Source organism: Aureimonas sp. AU22 (assembly GCF_001463745.1).
In the GTDB taxonomy this organism is placed as follows: domain Bacteria; phylum Pseudomonadota; class Alphaproteobacteria; order Rhizobiales; family Rhizobiaceae; genus Aureimonas.
On sequence record NZ_BBWJ01000035.1, the window covers coordinates 14,475 to 29,448 of the forward strand.

Consider the following 14,974-nt stretch of genomic DNA (forward strand, 5'->3'; position numbering starts at 1 on the left):
CTTGCGCCGGCCGACGATCCTGCGCGTTCGCGAGCTGATGCGTGTCACCGCCGTGCGGCTTTCGGCGGTCTATCTCGCGCTCTTCGCGCTCTTTGCCGCGATCCTTCTCGTCTACGTGACGGAAACGGCGTCTTCCATCCTGCAGTCGCAGAGCCAGGATGCGATCGACGACGAGATCGAGGTTCTCGACCGCATCTACCAGACCACGGGCATCTCGGGCATCGTGCGCGCGATCGACCGCCGCGCGCGCCAGCCGGGCGCGCCGCTCTATCTCGTGACCGACGGGACCGGCCTGATCCTCGCTGGCAACGTGCAGAGTCTCGAAGCGGGCGTCCTGGACGAGCCGGGCTTCAAGACCAAGCCCTTCCGCTACGCGCGCTTCACCGAGACCGACCAGGATCGTTATCACACGGCCGTCGCCGAGGTCGTGCAGCTTCCCAACGGGATGCGGCTCCTCGTGGGGCGAGATCAGAGCGATCAGGAACGGATCCGGTTGATCGTCCGCAACGCCCTGATCCTGGCGCTGCTCCTGATGAGCTTCGGGGCACTCCTCGCCTGGTTCCTGGTCGGCCGCACCGCGTTGCATCGGCTCGACCGCATGTCCGCGGCGACCGCCCGCATCATGGGAGGTGACCTGTCCGAGCGGCTACCCGTGACCGGGACCGGCGACGAGTTCGATCGACTGTCCGAGAAGCTGAACGTGCTTCTCGCGCGCATCGCTCTGCTGCAGGAAGGGCTCCGGCAAGTGTCGGACAACATCGCCCACGATTTGAAGACGCCGTTGACGCGGTTGCGCAACCGTGTGGAGGCCGCGCTCGGGGACGCCGATCCCGAGCGCAACGGACGAAACGCGCTGGAGGCTGTGCTCGCGGAAGCCGATGGGATGATCCGCACCTTCGACGCGCTGCTGATGATCAGCCGCGTCGAGGCGGGCTCCCACCCCGCGTTGAAGAGCGAGGTCGACCTGTCCTCGATCGTCTCGGATGTCGCAGAACTCTACGAGCCCTTGGCCGAGGATGCCGGCGGGCGGCTCGTCCTCGAGGCGCCCGAGCCCGTCGTCGCGCCGGTCAGCCGCGAGCTGATCTCCCAGGCCGTTTCCAACCTTCTGGACAACGCGCTGAAATACGGTCTGTCCGAGCGGCCGCTGGAGATCCGCGTCGTCGTCGAACGGCGGGGCGACCATTGCCTCGTCTCGGTCGCCGACAACGGAAGCGGCGTGCCGGCCGACAAGCGCGAGCGCGTGCTGGAGCGCTTCTACCGGTTGGACGAGAGCCGCTCGAAGCCCGGCTCGGGCCTCGGTCTTTCCCTGGTCCAGGCCGTCGCCACCATCCACGGCGGCACACTCTCGCTTGACGATGCGGCGCCGGGCCTCAAAGTCACGCTGGAGATTCCTCTGGAAAGGGTTGTTCAGCCGCATGACGGAGCCCGCGCGCCTTGAGCTGAAGATCGGCGGGACCGCCACGCTGCACCCCTACGATGATCAGGAGTTCGCCAAGCGCCGTCAGGAGCTCGCCGCGCGCGCGCGCGATGCGGGCATGGACCGTCTGGCCGGATGGCTCGAGACCGAAGGCTGCTCCGACGCCGGGCGGCTGATCGCGGCGTTTTCCCTCTCGCCACATCTGGCCACCGTCGCGGAACGGTCCCCAAGTTGGATCGACCGCCTGTTCGACGAGGACGCCGGGGAGCGCGTTCGCTCGATCATCGACGAACTCGGGCAGGGCATACCGGCCGACGTCTCGGAGGCGTCGGAAATGGCGTTCCTGCGGCAGGCCAAGGCCGAAGCGTCGCTGCTGATCGCCCTGCGCGATCTGTTCGGCGCCGCTGACGCGAAACGGACGACGGCCGACCTGTCGGACCTTGCCGAGGCCGCCATCCGCCGGGCGCTTCGCTTCTGCCTCGCGGACCTGCAACGGCGCGGCCAGCTGGCGCTTCCGGACCCCGCCGATCCCGAAACCGGATGCGGGCTGACGGTGCTGGGCATGGGCAAGCTCGGGGGTCGCGAGCTGAACTACTCCAGCGACATCGACATCATCCTGTTCTTCGAACCCGAGACATCAGCCATCCTCGACCAGAGCGAGAGCGTCGAGATGTTCTCGCGCCTCGGCCGGCGACTGGTTCGGATGATCGGGGAGCGCACGCGCGACGGATATGTCTTCCGCACCGACCTGCGGCTGCGCCCGGACCCCTCCGCCATGCCGCTCGCGATCCCGATCCCGTCCGCGCTGATCTACTACGAGGGTGCGGGGCGGGACTGGGAGCGGGCCGCGATGATCAAGGCGCGACCGGTTGCCGGCGACCCGGCGGTCGGCGCCGGTTTCCAGCGCGAGATCGCCCCGTTCGTCTGGCGCCGTTATCTCGACTTCGTGGCCATCGCCGACATCCAGGCGATGAAGTCCAAGATCGACCGCCATCGCGGATTCGAGGGAATCGCCACGGCCGGGCACAACGTCAAGCTCGGGCAGGGCGGTATCCGCGAGGTGGAGTTTTTCGCGCAGGCGCAGCAGCTCATCGCCGGCGGCCGTTTGCCCCAGTTGCGGACCCGGCGGACCGACGAGGCACTGGAGCGGTTGGCGGCGGAAGGCTGGGTCGCGCCGGGCGTCGCGGCCGAGCTGACGGAAGCCTACTGGTTCCTGCGCCGGGTCGAGCATGCGATCCAGATGGTCGCCGACGAGCAGAGCCACACGCTCCCGACCGCGAGGGAGGACCTCGTGCGGATCGCACGGCTTTGCAACTTCGAGGGCCTGGAGGATTTCGAAGCCGCGCTCCTTCGGCGTCTGCGGAGCGTTCAGGCGCGGTTCTCGGCCCTGTTCTCCGACGGCCGCGCCGCGCGTGACGACGAGACCGGCGTCGATGCCCTCCTGGAGGACGAAGCCGACGCGGCGGCGCTCGGCTGGCTTGCGGAGCGTGGCTACAACCGGCCGGCCGACATCGGACGGATCGTCCACCGCTGGGGATCGGGACGCTATCGCGCCATGCGCTCGGAGGCCGCGCGCGAGCAGTTCGTCGCCGTTCTGCCGTCCCTGCTCCAGGCCTTCGCCGGCGGTGCCGACCCGGACGGTGCGCTCGCCGCATTCGACCGCTTTCTGGAAGGCCTTCCGTCGGGCCTCCAGTTCTTCTCGCTCATCGCTTCCAACCCGCGGCTACTGGAACTCCTGGCGCGCATCATCACCGCCTCTCCGCGCCTCGCCGACACGATCGCTCGCCGTCCGCACGTCTTCGACGCCCTTCTCGATCCCGCCTTCTTTTCGGAACTCCCGACGCGCGATCTCATCCGCGAGCGGCTCACCGCCTTCCTTGCCGACGCTCGTTTCTTCGAGGAGCGGCTCGACCGTCTGCGCATCTTCGCATCGGAGCAGCGCTTTCTCGTCGGCGTGCGGCTTCTCTCGGGCGCCCTGGAAGGGGAAGCGGCGGGGCTCGCCTTCTCCGATCTCGCGGAGGCGGTGCTGGGCGAAGTGCTGGGTGCGGTCGAAGGTGAGTTCGTGCGCACCCATGGGCGGGTCGCGGGCGGCCGGATCGCGGTTCTTGGTCTGGGGCGTCTCGGCTCGCGCGAGCTGACGGCCACGTCCGACATCGACCTGATGCTGCTCTACGACCACGATGCGGAGGCGGAAAGCTCGGACGGCACCCGGCCGCTGCCGGTTTCGACCTACTACGCCCGCCTGACGCAGCGCCTGATCTCGGCCTTGACCTCGCCGACGGCGGAAGGGGTGCTCTACGAAGTCGACTTCCGTCTGCGCCCGTCGGGAAACAAGGGGCCGCTGGCCACCCAGATCGGCGCGTTCCGCAAGTACCAGGCCGAGGCCTGGACCTGGGAGCGAATGGCGCTGACGCGCTCGCGCCCGATGGCGGGGGACGAGCGACTGTGCGACGAGATCCGCGAGGCCGTGCACGAGGCGATCCGTTCGCACGAGGCCGATCCGCTCCTGTCCGACGACGTCGCCGATATGCGCGCCCGGCTGGATGGCCAGAAGCCCGCGCGCGGAGCGCTCGATCTGAAGCGCATCGCCGGCGGGCTGACCGACCTCGAGTTCCTGGCGCAATGGAGCATCCTGACCGGGATCGTGCCGCTCGACTTCATCGGCGAGCCGACCGGCACGGTGATCGAGGTTCTGCGTCAACGGCTGCGCGATCGCGACGTCACCGGCGATCATCTTCCCAAGGCGATGCGCGAGATGACGCGCGTCATGCAGATCCTGCGCCTCGGTGGAGACCGCGCGTTCAATGTCGCGGACGTGCCGGGACCGCTGGCCGATCGTATCGCCGCCTCGCTCGATCTCGCCGACCGGTCCGGCATCGAGCCGCAGATCGCTCAAGCCGCGCGGGAGGTCCGCCATGTCTTCGAGGCGACGATCCCCTATCGCGGCGCCACCGGCGCCTGATCGCGTTCAGGCCGCGCGCGGCAGAACGGCAGGCTTCTCGCCCGCGGCCTCGGCGCAGCCGGGGCAGGGCAGGCGGAAGCTGACGGCGGTGCCGCGGCCCGGCCGCGAGGTGATCGACATCGTGCCGCCTTGCAGCTCGATGAGAGAGCGCGCGATGGCAAGCCCGAGGCCGGTGCCCTTGTGGGTACGGGTCAATTCGTTCTCGACCTGCTCGAACGGCTTGCCGAGGCTCTTGAGCGCCTCGCGCGGGATGCCGATGCCGTTGTCGACGATCGTGATGACCGCGTGCGTGCCGCGCAGGCGGGTGCGCACCCGCACGTCGCCGCCGGGCGCCGTGAACTTCACCGCGTTGGCGAGAAGGTTGAGAAGGATCTGCTTGGTGGCGCGGCGGTCGCCGCTCAGCGGGAGCACGCCCGGCATCTCCACGCCGATGCGCAGCGATTTCGAGTTCGCCGGAACCTGCACGATGCGCACCGCCTCGTCGAGGATCGACGCGAGGTCGATATCCTCGTGGGCCAGCGCGAGGCGGCCGGCTTCGATCTTGGACATGTCAAGGATGTCGTTGATCAGCTTCAGGAGATAGTGGCCGCTCTGGTGGATGTCGGCGGCGTACTCCGTGTACTTGCCGTTGCCGATGGGACCGAAGCTTTCCTCGCGCATGATCTCGGAGAAACCGATGATGGCGTTCAGCGGCGTGCGCAGCTCGTGGCTCATGTTGGCGAGGAAGGTGGTCTTCGCCTGGTTGGCGCTCTCGGCCCGCTCCTTCTCGATCATGTAGTTGCGATTGAGCTCGGCGAGCTGCTTGGCCTTCGCCTCCGCGTCGCGGCGTGCGGTCGACAGGTCGTTGATGGTCGCCATGAGGCGGCGCTCGGAATCGGACAGGCGCTCCTGGTGCACCTTCAACTGCGTCACGTCCGTGCCGATCGACACGTGGCTTCCGTCGCCCGTCACGCGCTCGGAGACCTGAAGCCAGCGTCCGTCGGCGAGCAGTGTCTCGGTGGCGCGCTCGCCGTAGACGAAGCTCGGGCTGGTCAGCTTGCGCTCCTCGATGGGCCGGCGCGCCTTGGCGCGCACGGTCTCGAACGGCGTGCCGGGACGCACGTCCTGATCCGAAAGGCCGAAGACCTCCTGATACTTGGTGTTGCACAGGACGAGGCGATGGTCGGCGTCCCACAGGACGAACGTCTCGGAGATGTTCTCCACCGCGTTCTGCAGCCGCAGGTTGGCCTCGTCGGTCATCTGCGCGAGGAGATGGTTCTCGCTGATGTCCACGGCGACGCCGATCAGGTGGATGTCGTTGTCCGGGTTGCGCACGATCTCGGCGCGGGCGCGCAGCCAGAGGTACTGGCCGTCGACGTGACGCATGCGGAACGAGCGTTCGATGTTGCCGACGCTTCCCGAAGCGATCTGGCGGGCGAACTCGAAGAAGGATCCGTCATCCGGGTGCAGGAGGTTGGAGACCTCCGCGAAGGACAGGACGCCGTCGCGCGGCGGCAGGCCGAGCATCTCGTACATGGAGCGCGACCAGAACATGCGCCCGCGCGACAGGTCCCAGTCCCACAATCCGCAGCGCCCGCGCGACAGCGCCGTCTCGACCCGGTGGTGTTGTTCGTTGAGCAGCCGGTCGGCCGCGACGGCGCGCGTCGCCTGACGGAAATAGGCGACGAGGATGGCCAGAAGCACGAGCGCGGTCACGCAGAACAGCGTGACGCTGAGCGAGACCGACCGGCGCCAGTCGGCGAAGACATGCGCGTCCTCGCGCAGGAGCACGACGCTGCCGAGCGGCCCGGACAGGAGGGCGGACGAGGCCATCGCGTCGTTTGCGCCCCAGTGGACGTCGAGAACGCCCGCGCGTTCCCCGAACACGAGAAGCGGCTGGCCGCCGTCGATCAGCGTATCGATTTCGTGGCCGAGAGCGACCTCGTGCCCCGGCGTCGTGGCAACCACGCGTCCGGTCTTGTCGGTCACCATCGCGATCAGCCCGTTCGCCTTGACGTAAAGGGGCAGGGCGCTGTTCACGAGGATCTGGGCGCGCGTGGCCGGGTCGTCGGTGCGAGCGTCGAGCGCCGCGTCCTCGGCGCGCAGAAGGCTGGATGCGATCTGGAGGTCTTCGCTGGCGCGCTGCTCCATCGCATCGCGCTCCTCGATCAGCGCGGCGAGCCGCACCGCGGCGATGAGCACCAGGAAGCCGACGACGAAGACGGGAATCGATCGGCGAAGCACGGGTTCCAGTTCGGCGATCCGATCGAGGCTCGTCTGTGGAATACGGCGGCGCGCGCGCTCAATGAAGGTCGTCAACTTCTCCGGAGCAAGGGATGAGTCATTCCCTGCCGGAGCGCTTGTCGCGTCCGAACCCATTGATCCATCCCTCGTCGCTGCATGCGATCCGGGCGCCGCAAGCCCGAATCCCACAAGCAATGAATCAGACGGGGACTCGCTTGTCCAGAAGCGCGGGGCGAACGGCGAGGCGCTGTGCAATCCTGATTTCTCATTGTTGCACAGGATCAACAGGGCTTTTCCGCAGCTTTCGCCAGCTGTGGTTAACGAGACATTTTTGCGGAAATTTTCATCGCGGCGTCACGTCAGTGTGCGGTCGAGGATGTCGCTGAGATCGCGCGAGAGACCGGGGCGACCGGCAAGGTCCGCCAGTGCCAGGCGGGCTTGTTCCCGGCGTCCGGGCTCGAACGAGCGCCAGGAGCGGAACGAGGTGGCCAGCCGCGCTGCGGTCTGCGGGTTCAGCCGGTCCAGCTCTTCCAGACGCTCCGCGGTCCACCGGTATCCCTCGCCGTCGGCTCGGTGGAAGACGCGCTGGTTGCCCGTGGCGAAGCCGCCGATCAGCGCACGGGCCCGATTGGGGTTGGCGAGCGTGAATTTCGGGTGGCGGGCGAGCTCGCGCACCGTGTCGAGGGTCGCCGGGTGCGGCACGGTCGCCTGCAGGGTGAACCACTTGTCGAGGACGAGCGGGTCGGCCTCGAAGGCGCGGTAGAAGCGATCGAGCGCCTCCGCCGTTTCCGGCGCATCCGGGAAACGATGGGCGAGGATCGTCGCCGCCGCCATCCGGTCGGTCATGTTGTCCGCAGCGAGGAAGGCCTCGAAGGTCGAGGCGGGATCCTCGTCGGCGGCGCTGAGGAACATCAGGAGCGCGTTGCGCAGGGCGCGCCTTCCGGCGCTTGCGGCATCCGCGCCGAAGGTCTCGCCCGGCCGTGCCAGCGCGTCGCGCACCGCACGGAACGCTCGCTCGCCTGCCTTCGCGACGCAACGGATCGCGTCCTCCCTCGCACCGTGCACGGCTTCCGGATCGACGTTCGTGCCGACCAGCCGTCCGATCTCGGATTCTCCGGGGACAGCGATCATCTGCGCGCGGAGCGCGGGCTCGAGCGCCTCTTCCGCCGCGCAATCAACCAGCGCCTCGACGAGGCGCGGGTCGAGCGGAGCGGAGCTGCCCGCGACGGACGCGTCGCGCAGGGCTTCGCCCAGGAGGTCGGTCAGTGCACGCCAGCGCCCGAACCCGTTGGGGTCGAGCCGCGCCAGCGCCAGACGGTCCTCGCGGCTCTGCTCGTGGCGAAGGGTGACGGGGGCCGAGAAGTCCCGGAGGATCGACAGGCGAGGGCGCTCGGACAGACCCGCGAACACGACGTCCGCCTCGGCGGTGACGAGATGGATCACGTCGCCCTCGACCTCGGCAGCGCCGGCGAGAGGGTTCGCATCCATGTCCGCGCCGTTGCCGCCGACCAGCCCGAAGCGGATCGGGATGTGCATCGGCTCCGTGCCCGTCCCCGCCGCACCCTTCGCAAGGTTCTGACGCAGCGACACGGTCAAGCGCCCGTCCGCATAGCTTTCGCGCACCTCGAGGTCCGGCGTGCCGGCCTGCTCGTACCAGAGCGCGAACTGCTGGAGGTCGGTGTCCGTCGCGTCGGCGAAGCAGCGCAGGAAGTCCTCGATCGTCGCCGCATCGCCGTCGTGCCGCGCGAAGTAGAGGTCCATTCCGGCGCGAAAACCGTTCTCGCCGAGGATCGTCGCCAGCATGCGGACGAGCTCGGCGCCTTTCTCGTAGATCGTCGCCGTGTAGAAGTTGTTGATCTCGCGGTATTGCGTCGGGCGCACGGGGTGCTGCAGCGGTCCCTGGTCTTCGGGAAACTGCTGCGCTTTGAGGCCGTGGACGGAGGCGATGCGCTTGACGGTCCGCGAGCGCTCGTCGGCACTGAACTCCTGGTCGCGGTAGACCGTCAGCCCTTCCTTGAGGCACAGCTGGAACCAGTCGCGGCAGGTGATGCGATTGCCCGTCCAGTTGTGGAAGTATTCGTGGGCGATCACGGTCTCGACGCCCGCATAGTCGCCGTCCGTCGCGGTGTCGGGCGCGAGCAGAACATACTTGTGGTTGAAGACGTTGAGGCCCTTGTTCTCCATCGCGCCCATGTTGAAGTCCGAGATCGCGACGATGTTGAAGACGTCGAGGTCGTATTCGCACCCGAAGCGGCGCTCGTCCCAGACCATCGAGCGCTTGAGGGCGTCCATCGCGTAGGCCGCGCGATCGGCGAGGCCGGGCTCGGTGTAGATCGCAAGGTCGACCGGGCGCCCGCTCGCCGTCCGGAACGTGTCCTCCAGGACGTCGAGACGCCCCGCCACAAGGGCGAAGAGATAGGACGGCTTGGGGTGCGGGTCGTCCCAGACCGCGAAATGCCGTCCGCCGCCGAGATCGCCGCTTTCCCCCGGGTTGCCGTTCGACAGGAGGATCGGCGCCGCGTCCCGGTCGGCCTCCAGGCGCACGCGGTAGGTCGCCAGCACGTCCGGCCGGTCGAGGAAGTAGGTGATGCGGCGAAAGCCCTCCGCCTCGCACTGGGTGCACCAGATGCCGTTGGAGCGGTAGAGCCCCATGAGTTCGGTGTTCTTCTCCGGCTCGAGCCGGGTCGAGATCCGCAACGCGAAGGGGACGGCGGGCAGATCGCGCACCGTCAGGCGATCAGGGGAGACCTCGAAGCGGGCGGGGTCGACCGCGGCATCGTCGAGGTGGAGCGAGACCAGGCGCAACGCGTCGCCGTCGAGGACCAGCGGCTCGGCCGGATCGGCACCCTCGGCGCGCTCGGCATGGATCGTGGTCTCGACGTCGGCGTGCCCGTCGTGGAGCGCGATCCGCATCTCGACGTGCCGGATCCGGAAGGCGGGCGGACGGTAGTCCGAAAGGCGGATCACTTGGCCGTCGTCGGTGCGCAGCATGGCGGAGGCGTCTCCCATATCGATCGCAACGGGATAATCGTCGCCGGTGCGCTTGCCAACGGCAATCCGCGCTCACGTATCGGCAGCCGCCGTCGCGAAAGGTGAGGCGGAGCGACGGTTTCCCGCCTCGACGCTCGGAAGGAGGCAGCCTAAAGAGGACCCTGGCGCTCGCCCGAGTCCGCCGGCCGGTGGCTGCGTCGCATTCCGTCCGAAGGCGTGGCCGCGCCGTCCTCAGCCGAAGCCGATCCGCCGTCATGAATGCCTCGCCTCCCCATGCGCTCGCCCTCAGGCCCATGCTCGGCATCGGCCTCAAGGTCGTGTCCGTCACCGTGTTCGTGGGCATGCAGACCACGCTGAAGGCACTCGGTCCGGAGATCCCGGCCGGCCAGCTCGTGTTCTTCCGCTCCTTCTTCGCGCTCGTGCCGGTGCTCGCCTACCTCTGCTGGTTGGGAACGCTTCGCACCGCCTTCCATACGCGCGACATCGGCGGCCACTTCATCCGCGGCGCGATCGGCGTCACGTCCATGGCGTTCGGGTTCTATGCGATCGGGCGGCTGCCCTACCCCGAGTGGATCACGATCTCCTACGCATCGCCGCTCCTGACGGTGGTGTTCGCCGCGATCTTCCTGCGCGAACACGTCGGGCGCTTCCGCTGGACGGCGGTGCTGGTCGGTCTGTGCGGCATCGTCGTCGTGATCGCGCCCAACCTGTCGCTCGACGTCGGCACGCTCTCCGGGGCCCAGCGCCTCGGCATGATCGCCTCGCTCGCCGGCGCCGCCTTCGCGGCGGTAGCCATGATCCAGGTGCGCCGTCTCGTGCGCACGGAGCCGACCACGACGATCGTCGTCTACTTCTCCATCTGTTGCAGCGTGATCGCCCTTGTGAGCCTACCCTTCGGATGGGTTTGGCCCAGCCCGTGGCAGGCCTCGCTTCTGGTGCTCGCCGGCATCTTCGGCGGGATCGGGCAGTTGCTTCTCACGGCCTGTTATCGCTACGCGGAAGCGTCCACCATCGCGCCCTTCGAATACACGTCCATGCTCATGGCGGTGGCGATCGGCGCGGCACTGTTCGGCGAGGTGGCGAGCCCGACCACGCTTCTCGGCGGCGCCATCGTGGTGTCGGCGGGTGTGTTCATCATCTTGCGCGAGCATCGGCTCGGTATCGAACGCAAGCGGGCGCGAAGCGTCTCCCCGCCCCAGAACTGAAGAGGGGCGCGGACCCCAGTCGGTCCACGCCCCATCTTTGGTTCGTTTCGGCGATCAGCCGAAGGCTCAGTCCTTCGGCGGGGTGTAGTTGTAGAACGCCGCCCCGGAACCGGGGACGCCGAACGACGACGGTGCCGCTTCCTCCTGCGCCCGCTCGCGACCGAATGTCTGGCGATTGGGTGCGCCGAACGTCGCGCTCTCGGTCGTGCGGCCGTGGTTCAGGCGCTGGTCGTTCCAGGCCTTCTCCTGCTGATCGTGATGGTAGCGAACGGTCTTTTCCTGACCCGTCAGCGCCGGTCTCGTCTGCTGCGCCAGCGCTGCGGTTCCAAAGCCCGTGGAGGCGATCAGGGCTGCTGCGATCATGGTCTTGGTCTTCATGATCGAAACTCCTCATCCTGGGATCGGGCGCCGCTCACCCCGTCCGGTGGTCGACTTCACCCGTGTTTCGTCCTCCTAACGCCCCTTCGGCGATCCGGTTTCATCGACTTAGTAAGTTTCTCTTATTGGTTGGCGGCGTCAGGCAGTCTCGCCCAGCCGCTCCCGCAGCGACTGGAAGTCGCGCCACGCGAGGCGCTTTTGCGCCGGCTGGCGAAGCAGGAACGCCGGGTGGAGCATCGGCATCGCCGCGATGTCCATGCCGCCGGGTGTCGTCAGCGAAAGCCATCGCCCCCGCAGTCGCGTAATGCCTTCGTCCGAGCGCAGGAGCGCCCGGCACGACGAGGAACCGACGCAAACCAGAACGCGGGGCCGGACCAGCTCGATATGCCGGAGCGTGAACGGCAGGCAGGCTTCGGTCTCGGCGGGCGTCGGAGCGCGGTTCCCCGGTGGGCGCCAGGGCACGGTGTTGGTGACGCGCACCGCATCGCGCTCGATCCCGATCGCGGCGAGCATCCGGTTGAGGAGCTGGCCCGACTTGCCGACGAAAGGCTCGCCGGCCAGATCCTCGTCGCGGCCCGGCGCCTCGCCGACGAACATGACGTCGGCATCCTCCGCGCCGTTTCCGAACACGAGATGCTTGGCCGTCTGGCGCAGGCCACATCCGGTGAAGGCGGCGAGCATGTCGCGAAGCTCGGCAAGGGACGCGGCCTGCGCCGCCTTCGCGCGCGCGTCCGCCGCCGAGGTCGCATCGGCATCCGGCGGGATCGCTGCCGGCCGAGCCACGACGGTGGCCGGTTTGGGCGCGGGCGTGCTGGACTTCGCTTCCGCGGGACGCGGCGTCGTCGTCGGCGCACGGCGTCGGCCTGCCTCCGCTTCCGTCTCCGCGAAGCGATCGCGCGGCGTCTCACCGACGAAGGTCGAAACACCCGCCAGCTCATACCAGGCGAGCAAGGCGGTCCATTCTTCCGGGAAGGTTGTCGCGTCGGTTATAGACATGCTCCCTCATACCGGTCATCCGATCGAAACGCACGTTCGCACGGATGCCGATGACGTTTACGTAAGAACAGCGAGTGTCACCGCTCGGAAAATTCCTATATGAGCGGCACTTACGATTTGGACCCGTTCCAGACTGAACAAAGACGGAGGAACTTGCCCGTGTCAGAGACAGCCGCCATCCGCGAGTCGATGGAATTCGACGTCGTGATCGTGGGAGCGGGGCCGGCGGGCCTGTCGGCGGCGATACGTCTGAAGCAAGTGAACCCCGATCTCTCCGTCGTGGTGCTGGAGAAGGGCTCCGAAGTCGGCGCCCATATCCTGTCCGGCTGCGTACTCGACCCGTCCTCGCTGGACGTGCTCCTGCCGGAATGGCGCTCCGAGGAAACGCCGATCCGCCAGCGCGTGACGGGCGACAAGTTCTACGTCTATGGGCCCCACGGCTCGGTTCGCCTGCCGAACTTCGGTCTGCCGAAGCTCATGGACAATCACGACAACTACGTCGTGTCGCTCGGCCTCGTCTGCAAATGGCTGGCCGAGAAGGCGGAAGCGCTCGGCGTCGAGATCTATCCGGGCTTCGCCGCCACCGAACTTCTGTTCGACGCGGCCGGTGCGCTGCGGGGCGTCGCCACCGGCGACATGGGCATCGAGCGCTCGGGCGAGCCGGGGCCGAACTACCAGCCGGGTATGGAACTGATCGGCAAGTACGTGCTGATCGGGGAAGGCGTGCGCGGCTCGCTCGCCAAGGACCTGATCGGCCGCTTCGGTCTCGCCAAGGACGCCGATGCACCGAAGTTCGGCATCGGCATCAAGGAACTGTGGCAGGTCGACCCGGCCAAGGCGAAGCCCGGCCTGATCCAGCATTCCTTCGGCTGGCCGCTCGACATGAAGACCGGTGGCGGCTCGTTCCTGTATCACCTGGAAAACAATCAGGTTTACGTCGGCTTCGTCGTTCACCTGAACTACGCCAACCCGTATCTCAACCCGTTCGAGGAGTTCCAGCGCTTCAAGACGCATCCCGACATCGCCGAACTCCTTCAGGGGGCGAAGCGGCTGTCTTATGGCGCGCGGGCGATCTCGGAAGGCGGCTATCAGTCGGTACCGAAGCTCGTGTTCCCGGGCGGCGCGCTGATCGGCTGCTCGGCGGGCTTCGTCAACGTGCCGCGCATCAAGGGCGTGCACAACGCGATCTCTTCGGGCATGCAGGCCGCGGAAGCCGCCGCCGACGCCATCGCCGCCGGCCGGGCGCAGGACGAACTCGCGCCCTACGAGGCCGGCTGGCGTGCCTCGCCGATCGGCCGCGACCTGTTCCGCGTGCGCAACGTCAAGCCGCTCTGGTCGAAGTACGGTACGGCCCTCGGCGTCGTGCTCGGCGGCCTCGACATGTGGGCGCATCAGGTGATCGGCCGCTCGCTGATCGGCACGCTGCGCCACGGCAAGACCGACGCCGCCTCGACCGAGCCTGCCGCCAAGCACAAGCCGATCGCCTATCCGAAGGCGGACGGGGTGCTCACGTTCGACAAGACGTCGTCGGTGTTCCTGTCGAACACGAACCATGAGGAAGACCAGCCGGTCCATCTCAAGGTGAAGGACATGAGCCTCCAGAAGACGTCGGAGCACGACGTCTATGCCGGGCTGTCGCAGCGTTACTGCCCGGCCGGCGTCTACGAATGGATCGAGGAAGGTGCGGACGCGCCGCGCTACCAGATCAACGCGCAGAACTGCGTCCACTGCAAGACCTGCGACATCAAGGACCCCAACGGCAATATCACCTGGGTCCCGCCCCAGGGCGCCGAGGGGCCGGTCTACGGAACGATGTGACGAAGCCTGCCGCGTGCGCTACCCGCGCGCGGCGACCGCCGTCTGCGGCTCCCGCTCCGGAGGCGCGACGGTGAAGCGCACGAGCACCGGCAGGTGGTCCGAATCCGTCGCCGGCAGCCGCTCGATGCTCTGGATCGTGATGGCGGGCGAGGCGAGGATGTTGTCGATGCCGAGCCCGAAGAACCGTGCCGCCTCCGTCGGCCATCGCTCCAGGATCCAAGTTGCCCCGACACCGCGCACGACGCGCGTACCGGTCGCCTTCGCGTAGGCGCCGAGGAATGCGCTCCAGCCGACCGCGTTGAAGTCACCGGCGAGAAGCAGCGGCGCGGGCAGGGCGGCGAGCTTATCCCGGACGCTCGCGAAACGACGCCATTGACCGCGCGGCCACGGCCAGAGCTGGTGGTGCGCGGCCACCGTCACCGCCACGCCGTTCAGATCGATCCGCGCGACGGCGAGCGAGTCGGCGACGTCGCATCGCGGCTCCGAGCCCTGAACGAAGGGCCGACGCGACAGAAGGGCGGAGTCGCCGTGGTATCCGTCGGCTTCCAGGCAGATCGCCTGATAGGGGTAGGTGGCTTCGAGCGCCTGAAGCGACGCGCGCCATTCACCCGTCAGTTCCTGTACCGTCACGATGTCGGGCCGGGTATCGGCGATGCGGCGGATCGTTTCCGTGTGGTCCCCGGCATTCCAGAGGAGGTTCATCTGGAGCAGCGTGTAGCTCGGCGCTCCGGGAACCACGTCGGGCTTCATCGGCACGATGAACGGCGCCACCGTATAGAGCGCCACGCCCACCACGATCGCACCCATCGCGCCGCTCGACCAGTGGCCGAGGAACAGCGCCAGTCCCGCCAGGACGAGAAGGCCGACCGCCAGATGTGCCCGGAAATGCGACAGGGCGTCGAGCGGCTCCGACCAGCGGCCGCCGAAGCCCAGCACCAGTGGGAGAGCGATCAGGAGGATCAGCGCGGTCAGCATGCGGTGCCT

Annotated in this window: 9 protein-coding genes; 4 read left to right on the forward strand and 5 right to left on the reverse strand. The window is 68.0% G+C overall.

Annotated features, from left to right (window positions below; translation table 11 throughout):
* Positions 1 to 37: 37 nt before the first annotated feature.
* Positions 38 to 1,438 (forward strand): HAMP domain-containing sensor histidine kinase, encoded by a 1,401-nt coding sequence (locus tag AUL34_RS12150; RefSeq protein ID WP_156420906.1) that lies wholly within the window; start codon positions 38 to 40, stop codon positions 1,436 to 1,438.
* On the forward strand, positions 1,416 to 4,379 hold the full coding sequence (locus tag AUL34_RS12155; protein ID WP_082653332.1) for a bifunctional [glutamine synthetase] adenylyltransferase/[glutamine synthetase]-adenylyl-L-tyrosine phosphorylase: 2,964 nt from the start codon (positions 1,416 to 1,418) through the stop codon (positions 4,377 to 4,379). Before AUL34_RS12150 ends, AUL34_RS12155 begins: the two co-directional genes overlap by 23 nt.
* A 6-nt stretch (positions 4,380 to 4,385) precedes the next feature.
* On the opposite strand, the gene AUL34_RS12160 is transcribed toward AUL34_RS12155, so the two are convergent.
* The gene (locus AUL34_RS12160; protein WP_244492544.1) at positions 4,386 to 6,677 is read right to left on the reverse strand and encodes a PAS domain-containing sensor histidine kinase; all 2,292 of its coding nucleotides are present in this window, start codon (positions 6,675 to 6,677) and stop codon (positions 4,386 to 4,388) included.
* Positions 6,678 to 6,956: 279 nt separating this feature from the next.
* Positions 6,957 to 9,593, reverse strand: a complete 2,637-nt coding sequence (gene pepN, locus AUL34_RS12165; protein ID WP_192845743.1) for an aminopeptidase N — start codon at positions 9,591 to 9,593, stop codon at positions 6,957 to 6,959.
* A 254-nt stretch (positions 9,594 to 9,847) separates the two neighbouring features.
* On the opposite strand from pepN, the gene AUL34_RS12170 reads away from it, so the two are divergent.
* Entirely contained in the window at positions 9,848 to 10,798 is a 951-nt protein-coding gene (locus tag AUL34_RS12170) for a DMT family transporter (RefSeq protein WP_061934145.1), read from the forward strand.
* A gap of 66 nt (positions 10,799 to 10,864) precedes the next feature.
* Here AUL34_RS12170 and AUL34_RS12175 read toward each other — a convergent pair whose 3' ends face one another.
* Both AUL34_RS12175 and AUL34_RS12180 read right to left on the reverse strand, forming a co-directional pair.
* Positions 10,865 to 11,176, reverse strand: a complete 312-nt coding sequence (locus AUL34_RS12175; RefSeq protein WP_061934147.1) for a hypothetical protein — start codon at positions 11,174 to 11,176, stop codon at positions 10,865 to 10,867.
* Positions 11,177 to 11,314: 138 nt separating this feature from the next.
* Positions 11,315 to 12,172, reverse strand: coding sequence for a uracil-DNA glycosylase (locus tag AUL34_RS12180; protein ID WP_061934149.1), 858 nt, complete (start codon positions 12,170 to 12,172; stop codon positions 11,315 to 11,317).
* Between the two features lie 159 nt (positions 12,173 to 12,331).
* On the opposite strand from AUL34_RS12180, the gene AUL34_RS12185 reads away from it, so the two are divergent.
* On the forward strand, positions 12,332 to 13,990 hold the full coding sequence (locus AUL34_RS12185; protein WP_061934150.1) for an electron transfer flavoprotein-ubiquinone oxidoreductase: 1,659 nt from the start codon (positions 12,332 to 12,334) through the stop codon (positions 13,988 to 13,990).
* A gap of 18 nt (positions 13,991 to 14,008) precedes the next feature.
* Here the strand turns inward: AUL34_RS12185 and AUL34_RS12190 are convergent, their stop codons facing one another.
* On the reverse strand, positions 14,009 to 14,965 hold the full coding sequence (locus AUL34_RS12190) for an endonuclease/exonuclease/phosphatase family protein (RefSeq protein WP_061934153.1): 957 nt from the start codon (positions 14,963 to 14,965) through the stop codon (positions 14,009 to 14,011).
* Between the last annotated feature and the right edge of the window lie 9 nt (positions 14,966 to 14,974).

Coding starts and splice junctions, on each gene's coding strand:
- AUL34_RS12150 (WP_156420906.1), top strand. CDS start 38: ATGCGTGTCACCGCCGTGCGGCTTTCGGCGGTCTATCTCGCGCTCTTC.
- AUL34_RS12155 (WP_082653332.1), top strand. CDS start 1,416: ATGACGGAGCCCGCGCGCCTTGAGCTGAAGATCGGCGGGACCGCCACG.
- pepN (WP_192845743.1), bottom strand. CDS start 9,593: ATGCTGCGCACCGACGACGGCCAAGTGATCCGCCTTTCGGACTACCGT.
- AUL34_RS12170 (WP_061934145.1), top strand. CDS start 9,848: ATGAATGCCTCGCCTCCCCATGCGCTCGCCCTCAGGCCCATGCTCGGC.
- AUL34_RS12175 (WP_061934147.1), bottom strand. CDS start 11,176: ATGAAGACCAAGACCATGATCGCAGCAGCCCTGATCGCCTCCACGGGC.
- AUL34_RS12180 (WP_061934149.1), bottom strand. CDS start 12,172: ATGTCTATAACCGACGCGACAACCTTCCCGGAAGAATGGACCGCCTTG.
- AUL34_RS12190 (WP_061934153.1), bottom strand. CDS start 14,965: ATGCTGACCGCGCTGATCCTCCTGATCGCTCTCCCACTGGTGCTGGGC.